The 11,878-nt window shown below is 45.3% G+C and carries 6 protein-coding genes; 5 read left to right on the plus strand and 1 reads right to left on the minus strand.

The window, feature by feature from the left end; all coding sequences use genetic code 11:
- The first annotated feature begins 16 nt into the window (after window positions 1-16).
- On the plus strand, window positions 17-511 hold the full coding sequence (locus AB6E54_RS20075; RefSeq protein ID WP_372169009.1) for an NADPH-dependent FMN reductase: 495 nt from the start codon (window positions 17-19) through the stop codon (window positions 509-511).
- Window positions 512-656: 145 nt separating this feature from the next.
- Here the strand turns inward: AB6E54_RS20075 and mnmC are convergent, their stop codons facing one another.
- Window positions 657-2,735 (minus strand): bifunctional tRNA (5-methylaminomethyl-2-thiouridine)(34)-methyltransferase MnmD/FAD-dependent 5-carboxymethylaminomethyl-2-thiouridine(34) oxidoreductase MnmC, encoded by a 2,079-nt coding sequence (gene mnmC / locus AB6E54_RS20080; RefSeq protein ID WP_372107095.1) that lies wholly within the window; start codon window positions 2,733-2,735, stop codon window positions 657-659.
- A gap of 128 nt (window positions 2,736-2,863) precedes the next feature.
- Between mnmC and fabB the strand changes: the two genes are divergently transcribed.
- From fabB to AB6E54_RS20100, 4 genes are all read left to right on the plus strand, one after another.
- Complete coding sequence (fabB, locus tag AB6E54_RS20085; RefSeq protein WP_017070308.1) at window positions 2,864-4,090, plus strand: beta-ketoacyl-ACP synthase I; 1,227 nt, start codon at window positions 2,864-2,866, stop codon at window positions 4,088-4,090.
- A 483-nt stretch (window positions 4,091-4,573) separates the two neighbouring features.
- Window positions 4,574-5,707, plus strand: coding sequence for a 4-phosphoerythronate dehydrogenase (locus AB6E54_RS20090; RefSeq protein ID WP_017062351.1), 1,134 nt, complete (start codon window positions 4,574-4,576; stop codon window positions 5,705-5,707).
- 12 nt (window positions 5,708-5,719) lie between these two features.
- On the plus strand, window positions 5,720-6,733 hold the full coding sequence (locus tag AB6E54_RS20095; RefSeq protein WP_017062350.1) for an aspartate-semialdehyde dehydrogenase: 1,014 nt from the start codon (window positions 5,720-5,722) through the stop codon (window positions 6,731-6,733).
- Window positions 6,734-6,940: 207 nt separating this feature from the next.
- Window positions 6,941-11,761 (plus strand): FimV/HubP family polar landmark protein, encoded by a 4,821-nt coding sequence (locus AB6E54_RS20100; protein ID WP_372169006.1) that lies wholly within the window; start codon window positions 6,941-6,943, stop codon window positions 11,759-11,761.
- Window positions 11,762-11,878: the final 117 nt, after the last annotated feature.

Raw genomic sequence — 11,878 nt, forward strand, 5'->3', positions numbered from 1 at the left:
TCACAATAATTCATCAATCTTAATTAGATCACATTTTTACTTTAATTGGTATTACGCAGCAAACTTGATTGAAGGTGCTGAAGTTAAAGTCCTAGACATCAACGATTACAATGTTCCTATGTTCAGTGAAGACACTGAAAAAGAGATTGGCCAAGCGGAAGGCGCTCAAGCATTCTTGCGCGACCTAGCTGAAGCTGATGCGTTTGTTATCTCGTTCGCAGAACACAATGGTCACTACCCAGCTGCGTATAAAAACCTATTTGATTGGGCGACACGCATTGAGCGTTCAGTATTTGGCGAGAAGCCGGCGGTTTACCTAGCGACTTCACCAGGCCCTGGCGGCGCACAAACGGTACTTGGCGCAGCGACAGGTTCTGCACTTTACTTCGGTGGCAACGTGCAAGCGTCAGTTTCAGTACCAAGCTTCTACGATAACTTTGATTTTGAATCTGGTTCTATCAGCAACGAAGAGATCGTTCTACAGATTAAAGACGCGGTTGCTAAGCTGTAAATACAGCTTCGTTTAGAACATCAGTTTAGAGCAACACGAATAACAAAAAGCCCGAGCGACACAATGAACTCGGGCTTTTTAGCTTTTAACTTATTAGTTTCAGATATTCAGAAATTTCAGATGTTCAAAATAGCTGAACTAGAAACTACGGCTTTGATTTAGAATGCTTGTCAGCAACCCATCCAGCCGTTAATGCCTTACCTTTACGCAGTCTGCGTACCCACATTCGACTTGGGTGAATCGCCTCAAGCACATCAACAGGCAAGGGCAGCGGATCGCCACAGATCTGTGATGCTAATACTTCAGCCAATAATGGTGCAGAGCTCAAACCACGTGAACCCAGTCCGATAAAGCAATAAAGGTTAGGGAAGTTTGTTACCGTTTCTACATCCTCAACCGAGTCACGCTGCGGGTTGAAGTTGTGGAGATCTTGGTACTGCTCCTTAATGGCTTCAAAGTCACCAACGTTTCCGACAAACGGAAGGTGGTCACGGCTTACGCTTCGGATACCTTGGCGCGCTAAGTTGTCACAGGTATCGACATCTTTTGTCCATGCTTGGTCTGGTAGTGACCCATGTAGGCGCTCGCCATTGTGCTGCTGAACCTCAATATCAAATTCTTGGTCGATATTGGTTTTGTCGTAGTTCGCACCAATACAGTGATGACCATTGTTGGGGTTCTGTGGCGTCAAATAGCCATCAAAGCACAACACGGTTTTTAGCTGGCTGAGATTTTCCGTGGTCGGAATATGGCTCACTTGGCCTTTAACCGGAGTCAGTGGTACTGGCTGAGTTTGTTCAAACTGAGTGAACTTGTGTCCGTTTGCGACAACTACTTGGTCGTGCTTGGTTTGAATCTCACCTTGAGGTGTATCCATCGTCAGTATCCATTGTTGTTCAGCTTCGAGCCACTCAAGTTGCGTTACTTGATGTTGATAGTGCGCGCTTACTTGGTTGTTCTCTTCTAACTTGCTAATCAAGCCTTGAGTCAGTTGCAGAGGGCTTAGCCAACCACCCAGCGGAAAGTAAACACTCTCTTTATCGACGGGTAAGCCAATCTTTTCGTTGGCTTGCTCTGGCGATAAACGCTGAATCAGGTCGGTGTGGAAGTTGCCTTCCAACATGCGGTTGAGCTTTTTAGTGGAGCCTTGATCCCACATCAAGATGTTCACGCCACACCAACTGTGATCAAATTGAATAGACTGAGCCGCTTGATTAATAAATTGACGAGCAAACAGTAATCCCGGGCCAAACACGCGAGACACGTTCGAGGTCGCTTCGCTTAATAGCGGGTAAATCGCACCTTGGTTGTTACCTGAGGCATTGCCCGCAGCTTGTGGATGTTCACAATAAAGGGTGATGTTTTTACCACGACGGCTTAGCGTTTTGGCTAATGCAGCACTGGCGACACCACCACCAATGATCGCAATGTCTTGGGATTCAGTGTGTTGAGCGAGGCCATACCAAGGTTTGATGTTGGTGTGAGCGTGCTTTTCGCCAAGTCGGCCGGCGATCATTTCTCGCTTAGTACCAAAGCCTTTGACCTTTTTCATTTCAAAGCCAGCTTCAATTAAGCCACGGCGAACAAAGCCAGCAGCGGTGAAGGTGGCGCAGCTACAATCTTGCTTAGCGAGCTTAGCCATGCCGTTGAATAGGTTTTGATTCCACATCTCTGGGTTCTTGCTCGGAGCAAAACCGTCTAAGAACCAAGCATCAACCAAACCTTCACGCGGGGTTGGTACGTTGGGCATGCAATCTTTAATATCGCCAAACCACAAATCAAGCGTGATTGCACCGTCGCCCAGCACAATGCGGTGACATTCAGGTAGAGCAATAGGGTAGTGTTCTTGGAGTTGCGTCGCATACTCGGCTAATTCTGGCCACGATTGGTGTGCTTTGATGAGATCCTCTTTATTTAAAGGATATTTTTCAAAACTGATGAAATGTAACTCTTTGGTCATCGCTTGTGGGTTATCTTTAAGAAAAGCATCGAACCATTGCCAAACTGCAAGAAAGTTCAAACCTGTGCCAAAGCCGGTTTCAGCAATCACAAAGCGGCGTTGTTCATGTTCAAGCCAACGCTCTGGAAGGTGGTTTTGCTTTAAAAAGACGTAGCGAGTTTCTTCTAAACCGTTAACATTGGAGAAGTAAACGTCGTCAAATTGGTCTGAAACTGGCGTGCCAGACTCATTCCATTCCAGTTCTGCATTAGTAATTGAAGTCATAAAATCTATCATTTTGTGATTTGAAGCGATATGTTGGTAGGGATTGTACGAATTTCTAGGAAAGCTGACCACTTTTGTTAGGCTTCTTAGTTATCATCTAGCTGAATTTAGAATTATAGGAATGTCACATGAAACGAGTCGTAATCACCGGTATGGGTATTGTTTCAAGTATCGGTAACAACGTCGAAGAAGTTTTAGCATCACTGAAAGAGGGTAAATCTGGTATTACCGCTTCAGAGCAGTTCAAGGAAAATGGCTTGCGCTCTCAAGTATGGGGTAACCTAAAAATGAACCCTGCTGACCATATCGATCGCAAAAAAATGCGCTTTATGGGTGATGCAGCGGCATTCGCTTATCTTTCAATGGAGCAAGCAATTGCTGATTCTGGCTTAACTGAAGATCAAGTATCTAATGACCGCACGGGTATCGTTGCGGGTTCAGGTGGTGCTTCATCTCTAAACCAAGTAAACGCGGTAGACATCATCCGTGAGAAAGGCGTGAAGCGCGTTGGTCCATACATGGTTCCACGTACAATGGCTTCTACGGTTTCTGCTTGTCTAGCAACTCCTTTCAAAATCCGTGGTGTGAACTACTCTATGAGCTCTGCATGTGCGACATCTGCACACTGTATTGGTCACGCAATGGAGCTTATCCAACTTGGTAAGCAAGACGTTGTATTCGCTGGTGGCGGTGAAGAACTGGATTGGTCTCTGACTATGATGTTCGACGCAATGGGCGCACTTTCTACTAAGTACAACGACACGCCAGAGCTGGCTTCTCGTACCTACGATGCAGACCGTGATGGTTTCGTTATCTCTGGTGGCGGCGGCATGTTAGTTATCGAAGAGCTTGAGCACGCTGTTGCTCGTGGCGCAAAAATCTACGGTGAAATCGTAGGCTACGGCGCAACTTCAGATGGCTACGACATGGTTGCTCCTTCTGGTGAAGGTGCGGTTCGTTGTATGAAGATGGCGATGCAAAACGTTGATGGCGTTGATTACGTGAACACTCACGGTACTTCAACTCCAGTTGGCGACGTTAAAGAGCTAGGCGCTATCCAAGAAGTATTCTCTCAAGGCAATGGCGGTGGCAACAGCCCAGCAATTTCTGCAACTAAAGCGATGACAGGTCACGCTCTAGGTGCTGCTGGCGTACACGAAGCTATTTACTCAACGCTAATGCTAGATAACGGCTTTATCGCTCCAAGCATTAACGTTTCGAACCTAGACGAAGCTGCTGCTGGCCTAGACATCGTAACTGAAGCTCGTGATCAAGAGCTAACTACAGTTATGTCTAACAGTTTTGGTTTCGGCGGTACGAACGCAACGCTAGTAATCAAAAAGTACCAAGCTTAACTTAAGCTTGAGTTACAGAGACAAGGTTAATCGTTAAAGGGTTGCGCTAGTGCCGATTCAACACGCACAGGTCACCCAGTAATAATGACCATCAGAACAAAGTTTTTAGACGCAGGTTGGTAAACGTGTTTTTTGAACATAGTTTTTAAATCTGGGTTTTGAGATTGAAAGGTTTCCAGAGCTTGACCAGTACTGACTTTGGTTAGTACTGGTTGAACAGACGCAAGACTCTGTCTCCTGGAGAGCGAGATAGGATCCTTTTGTTCTGGATGTTTGCCCGATTGTTTATTCAATCGGGCATTTTTCGTTTTAGCCGTTTGAGATTTGGGTATGGAATCTTATGCCTGTTGTTTGTGCAGACTCAGTGATTCAGCCCTTTATTTATAATGTATTCCAATTGCTACTCGACACCGTGTGTGGAATTTTGCACAATCATTTCAATTCACATTTAGGTCGATAGACCCCAACAAAAGTACTCGCCAAATGAAAATCTTAATCGACGAAAATATGCCTTACGCTGAAGCGCTTTTTAGCCAGCTAGGGGAAGTGACAATGAAGTCTGGTCGCACACTTACTGCTGACGACCTAGTTGACGTAGACGCATTGATGATTCGCTCTGTTACCAAGGTAAACGAGTCATTGATCAGCAAAGCCAATAAGCTGAAGTTTGTCGGTACTGCGACGGCTGGTATGGACCATGTTGACCAAGAATTGATGAAAGAGCGTGGCATTTTCTTTACTGCGGCGCCTGGCTGTAACAAGGTGGGTGTTGCTGAGTACGCATTCAGTGCGATGATGGTGCTTGCGCAACAGCAAGGCTTCTCTGTTTTTGATAAAACGGTTGGTATTATCGGCTGTGGTCAGGTAGGTAGCTACTTAGCGAAGTGCCTTGAAGGTATTGGTATCAAAGTTCTGCTGAACGACCCTCTAAAACAGCAAGAGGGTGATACTCGCGAATTTACTGAGTTAGAGACTTTGCTTGAACAATCAGACGTTATTACATTACACACGCCAATCACTAAGACGGGTGAGTATCCAACGCATCACTTGATCAGTGAGCAAGTGCTGAACAACTTACGTGCTGATCAAATCCTGATTAATGCAGCTCGCGGTCCTGTGGTTGATAACCAAGCGCTAAAAGCTCGCCTGCAAAAAGCCGATGGTTTCACTGCAGTGCTTGATGTGTTTGAGTTTGAACCTGAAGTCGACTTTGAGCTTCTTCCGTTACTCGCTTTTGCAACGCCTCACGTAGCGGGCTACGGTTTAGAAGGTAAAGCGCGTGGTACCACGATGATCTTCAACAGTTATTGTGAATTTTTAGGTACTGAACAGCGTGCGTATGCAAGCGACTTATTGCCGACAGCGCCTGTACCTCAAATGAAATTAGATAGAGCTTGGGATGAAGCAACACTGCACAATTTGACTCAGTTGATCTATGATGTGCGCAAAGACGACGCCTTATTCCGTCGCAATATCGTTACGCCGGGTTCTTTTGACAAGATGCGTAAAGAATATTGGGACCGCAGAGAGTACAGTGCAGTCGAGTTAACGGGCGACGAATCTTGTAATTTAACGCCGTTATCTAAACTCGGTTTTATGGTAAAGCCAACTTTATAAAAGAGAGAAACAATGAGCCAAGAATTTAATATTGCTATTTTAGGTGCGACTGGTGCGGTTGGTGAAACCATTCTTGAAGTACTTAAAGAGCGTAAATTCCCTGTCGGTGAAATGCACTTACTAGCAAGTGAACGTAGTGAAGGCAAAACTTCCCGTTTTAACGGCAAAACAATACAAGTACAAAACGTAGAAGACTTCGATTGGTCTCAAGTACATATTGCGTTTTTCTCTGCAGGTAGCGAGCTTTCAGAGCGTTGGGCTCCAATTGCGGCTGATGAAGGTGTGGTTGTCATCGATAACACATCACGCTTCCGTTACGAATACGATGTTCCTCTGGTTGTGCCTGAAGTGAACCCTGAAGCGATTGCTGAGTTCCGTAACCGTAACATCATCGCGAACCCTAACTGCTCGACTATCCAAATGGTAGTAGCGCTAAAACCAATTCACGATGAAGTGGGCCTTGAGCGTATTAACGTTTCAACTTACCAATCTGTGTCTGGTGCAGGTAAGCCAGGTATCGATGAGCTAGCGGGTCAAACGGCTAAGCTTCTTAACGGTATGCCAGCTGAAAACTCAGCGTTCTCACAACAAATCGCTTTCAACTGTATTCCTCAAATCGATGAATTTACAGAGAACGGCTACACGCGTGAAGAGATGAAGATGGTTTGGGAAACTCAAAAAATCTTTGCTGACTCTTCAATCACAGTGAACCCGACTTGTGTCCGCGTACCAGTATTTTACGGTCACGCAGAATCTCTACACATTGAAACTCGCGCACCAATCGGTGCAGAGCAAGTGGTTCAGCTTCTAGAGAACACAGAAGGTGTTGAAGTATTCCAAGCGCTAGACTTCCCAACTCAAGTTCGTGATGCAGGTGGTAAAGACCACGTAATGGTTGGTCGTATTCGTAACGACATCAGCCATCACAGTGGCGTAAACATGTGGGTTGTCGCTGATAACGTTCGTAAAGGCGCAGCAACAAACGCAGTTCAAATCGCTGAAGTTCTGATTCGCGATTACTTCTAAGCTTTATTGCTTTGATAAAAAAGCCTCACTCTTTAGTGGGGCTTTTTTAATCGATTAAAAATATTGTTAGTCAAATTGTGTGAAATTGCTGCGAATATTGTTGCTGCAACACATTTTTTGTTTTCATCTCTATAGTTTTACGTCATTTATCCGATATATTTAATAGATCATCACTTTTCCGAATTTAAGCACCTAGCTGAGCCTTTTATGTTTCAAATTTTCAAGCCGTGGTTAATGCCTTTTGCCTTTATCATTGCGACTCAGATTTCCGTTGTTCGTGCAGATTCCATTCGAGTTGTAGGGCCTAATGGCCAGATACAATCAGCGCCTACGTTTTCAGAACCACTTCAAAGAGCGCAATCAAATAGCGCTGAGCCTTCACGTTTCTATGGTCCAACTCGCGGCTCAGAAACATTGTGGTCTATTGCCTCAAAGTTACGCCCTGATAACTCCGTTTCAGTCCAACAAACTCTGTTGGCTATTTATCGCTTAAACCCACAAGCGTTTGAAAACCAGAATATCCATAGCCTGCTGCCTGCGAGCAATCTACGCGTGCCTTCTTTAGAGCAAGCACGTGCAAGCTCGACGCAGCAAGCTATCAACATCATGAACTCACATCTTGCTAAGCTTGATGCTCCTGCAAGTAAGCCTGTCGCTTCAAAACCCAAAGCGCCGAGTTCTGATGCAAAAAATGTTACTCCTGCTAAGCAAGTAAGCACTACTGAAACTGCTAAAAAGCCATTGTCTCCAACTCAATCATCTCTAGCTCAATCTGCACCAACCCAAGAGATGAACAAGTTAGAGAAGCAGCTAGAGCTTTCAGAAACTGAACTGCTGTCACTTGAAGAGAAAAATCACCAACTTCGTTTGATGTTATCGAATGTTCAATCGGAAGTGGATGAGCTAAAAACAGAGCTCAGTGATGAAGACCGCATTCGTAGCGAAGTGGAAAAGCTGCTTGATGAAGAGCGCAGAAAGAACGCCGAAATTGAAAAGATGGCACCAAGTGTCATTGACGAACTGTTATCGAATGGTTGGTTAGTGGCGGCTCTTGCGATTATTCCAGGTCTGCTCATTGGTTTGATCGTTGTGATGCTGTTAGGCCGTCGTTCTAAAAATGATGAGCAACAGCAGACGACTCAAGAACAACCGCTCCAGCCAGAACCAAGCAGCGTTGCACCTATTACATTGGGCGACGAGATGGACGACCTTAACGAGCTGTCTTTAGATGATGACTTGTTTGGTACGGAAGATGACGCCAACAAGCTATTTGACGATCAAGCGCTAGCCGAAGAGGATGATGTCTTTGCTGGTTTAGATGAATCTGATCTCGATTTCAATCTAGATGGTGAAGACGATGACCCATTTGCTAGCATTGGCGAAAACGGTGATTTAGACACCAACTTCGACGATCTAGATTTAGACAGCAGCAACGGCATTAGTGTTAATGGCGAAGAGAAAGCGCTTGGCCTTGAAGAGATGGAACGTGCGCTAGACAAAACAGCGGAAAGCGCCGTCGATACTGATGATGTTGACTTTGATCTTTCTGATGATAACGCAATGTCTGCTGATGACATTGAAGCTTTACTATCTCAAGAGTCTGAAACTGAAGATCTCGGTTCCAACGAGCTAGACCAATCTTTATTAGATGATCTGTTTGCTCTTGATGACGAAGATGACGACAGCTTCGATATTGATGCTCTGATTTCGGAAGAGCAAAGTGATTCGCCTTCTAGCACTGAAACACCAGCAAGCGATGATTTTGACATCGATGCGCTTATCTCTGAGCAACAAAGTGAGACTAAGCCTGTTGATTTGAGCAATGACGATTTTGATATTGATGCTCTAATCTCTGAACAACAGTCCCCTGAGCCAGCTTCACCGACAGCGAATGATGATATTGATGACATCTTTGCCCAAGTTGCTGCTCAGAACGATCAAGCGAATGACCCTTTCAACCTCGATAGCGACGATGAGATTGCCACTAACCTAAACAGTGGTTTGGCGTCTGATGATGATATCGAAAACATTCTGTCTCAGTTCGATAAGCCCATCGTAAATGAAGAACCTCAAGACAGCGTTGATCTGCTTGATGAGCAACTGGCAGGCGATGACGTAGACCTAAGTAACTCGACAGACCTTCTTGATGAGATGCTAGGGGACGATTCGGATGATGAGTCTGAAAGCGAACCTCTTGGCTTTGATTCTCTGTCTGAGCTTGAAGAGCTTTCTGGTTTATCGACCGATGATGACCTCAACATCGCAGAAGACAGCACGGAAACCTTGGATGAATTAATAGGTGACTCTGACGACGATGATTTCGAACTCGACGCCGAAAGTACCGACTTATTGGATGATTTCCTTGATAGTGAATTGTCAGATGATGAGCTTTTAGCGGATGCATCAAAATCAGAATCTCTAGACCCATTTGATGACTTACTGACAAGTGGCATTGAAGACGAGCTTGAATCTGAAGATAAGACGTTTGATAAAGAGTTAGACGCAGCCTTTGGTTTGGACAACGCCAATGAGAAGCCTGAAAAGGACTCAGACGTTGAGCTTACTCCGTTAACCTCTGAAGGTGAGCCTGAGCAAGATCCGGACATTAGTGAAACACCACAACCTGAAGTCGTTACTGATGAATCGTTAGATTCTGAAATGACTCAAGAAAGTTCTGACATTAAGCCAGAAAATGATGAAGCCTTTAATCGTGATGGTTTTATCGATGATTTGTTCGGTGTCGCACCGGCAACGGATGCTTTGCTTGATGACTCGCTAGAAACAACAGACGAAGCGTTGATTGATGAGTTAATGACTTCTGATGACAATGATTTGTTGCCAGCAATAGAAGAGCCTGTTGAACCATCAATTGAAAATACGGTTGAATCAGAGCAAGCGCCTCTTTCAAACAGCAACGAAGTATCAGCGCAAGAAACCGCATCATCGGTGGAGGATGATAAATTGGATATCGACTCGCTGTTATCTGAGAATTCTGATTTTGATAAACCAGATTTTGAAGAGCGAGTTCAAGAAGAAAGCGCACAACAAGAATCTGAGCCGAAAGAAGCCGACGTACAAGAGCAAGCTTCGCCATCGTCTTTGAACGATATCTCTGAAGATGAAGAAGAAACGGTTGAAGACTGGTTAGCTGAAGCCATCGACGATGTAGAGTCGCCAGCGAACATTGACTCTGATTTTGACTTTGAACCGAAAATCCAAGGTAGCGATCAGCTTGAAGATGTCGTTGAATCCTTGCCAGAGCCAGAGCCAGAGCCAGAGCCAGAGCCAGAGCCAGAGCCAGAGCCAGTTCGTGCTGCAAACATGCCAGAGATCATTCCAAATGAATTTGGTGTGCCAGAAGACGATGATTGGCTGATTGAAGATGAGGCGTCTGAACCAGAAGCATTAGCGGAAGCTGACGTAACACCAGAGCCAGTAACACCTGTCGCTGAACCTCAGTTAGATGAAGAACCGCAAGTTGAAGCTACACCACAAACGGAAGTAGCAGAACAAGCTGAAGTTCTAGGACAAGAAAGCGCAGAAGAATTCTCGTTTGACGACTTCGAGCTACCAGAGTTTGGTGAAGAAGATGCACTAGCGGAAGCTGATGCTGAATCAACAACAGAATCAGTATTGCCTGCTGTTGAGCCTCAAGCTCAAGCTAAAGAGCAAGACGACGAAGAGTTCTCGTTTGATGACTTTGAGCTACCAGAGTTTGGTGAAGAAGACGCACTAGCGGAAGCTGATGCTGAATCAACACCAGAACCAGTAACGCCAGCTATTGATGCTCAACCAAGTGTTGAATCACAACCTACCGCTGAGCCTCAGTTAGATGCTGCACCACAAGTTGAAACTGCGAAACCAGAAAGCGAAGAAGAATTCTCGCTTGATGACTTCGAACTACCAGAGTTTGGTGAAGGCGATGCGTTAGCGGAAGTGGTGAGTGAACCAGATGAAGCACAGTTAGAGCAAGACTTAGCGCCTGACACAGAGAAGTTCGAGTTCGATGACCTTGATCTTCCGGAGTACGATGAAGAAAGCGCAAAAGCAGACTCTGTTTTAGATGATATTGAGCAAAGCAATGCCGAGCCGGTGGCGGAAGCCCAAGGCGTAGAGTTCGATGAGTTTGATTTACCGGAATATGGTGAAGATGAAGCCATCTCTGATGCGTTTGCTGAGAAGCCAACACCACTGACTTCTTTCAGCCCACAAGGCGAAGAGCAAGATGCGTTGCATGATCTGTTCTCAAATCCGCAGAGCTATAGTCAGGCTGATGATTTCTCGAATGCTGAAGACTCTGAACCGGCTGGTTTTGCACAGCCAGAACAATCACTGAGCGCGGCTTCAGAGCCAAACTCAACGCCTGCAGCGGTTCAAGACGAGCCACTAGAAGGCTTTGATGACTTTGATGAGACAGCATTAGCTGAGTTGCTTTCTGAAGATGTTCAAGACTCTGTCGACAACATGTTCGATAAGCCATTGGACGCAACTTCGATTGATAGCGCAGGGTTAGATATTGACGCCATGCTTGAAGTCGGCGGCGAAGACTGGAAAGGCTTTAACCTAGCGCCAGAACAACAATCGAGCATGCATAATGATGTGCCTGATGACCAACAAGAGATTTGGGCATCGGCTGAACAGCAAGCTGAACCGAAAATCAAAGAAGAGAATTGGGCTGAACAAGACAATCTAACCGAATCAGGCAACAGTCGTGATAAGCAGTACATGACGATTGATGAGCTAATGGCTCAAGTCGAGCAAGAAGGTGAAGAAGTCATTAATCCAGACGATGAAGAGCTTAAACTGGATGTGGGTCTTAACGAATTCCCTGATGTTATCGGTGATATTGGCAATTATGATGTCGACAGCAATGCAGAAGCTGCGGGTAAGCTTGATTTGGCCAAAATCTACATCGAGATGAGTGACTCGCAAGGGGCAATTAAGCTTCTAGAAGAGGCAATCGTTGACGGCAGCGATGATATTCGTCGAGAGGCAAAAAATCTTATCGATACGTTAAACGGTCGATAAATTTACAAATCAGAAAGGGTAGCGTTGGCTACCCTTTATTTTAAGGCGATACAGAGCGCTATCGTTTCATTTGGTTTTTCAACAGCATCGTCTCGGTCGATGCTGATTGTTTATTGA

The organism is Vibrio sp. 10N.247.311.49 (genome assembly GCF_041467655.1).
Classification (GTDB): domain Bacteria; phylum Pseudomonadota; class Gammaproteobacteria; order Enterobacterales; family Vibrionaceae; genus Vibrio; species Vibrio crassostreae_C.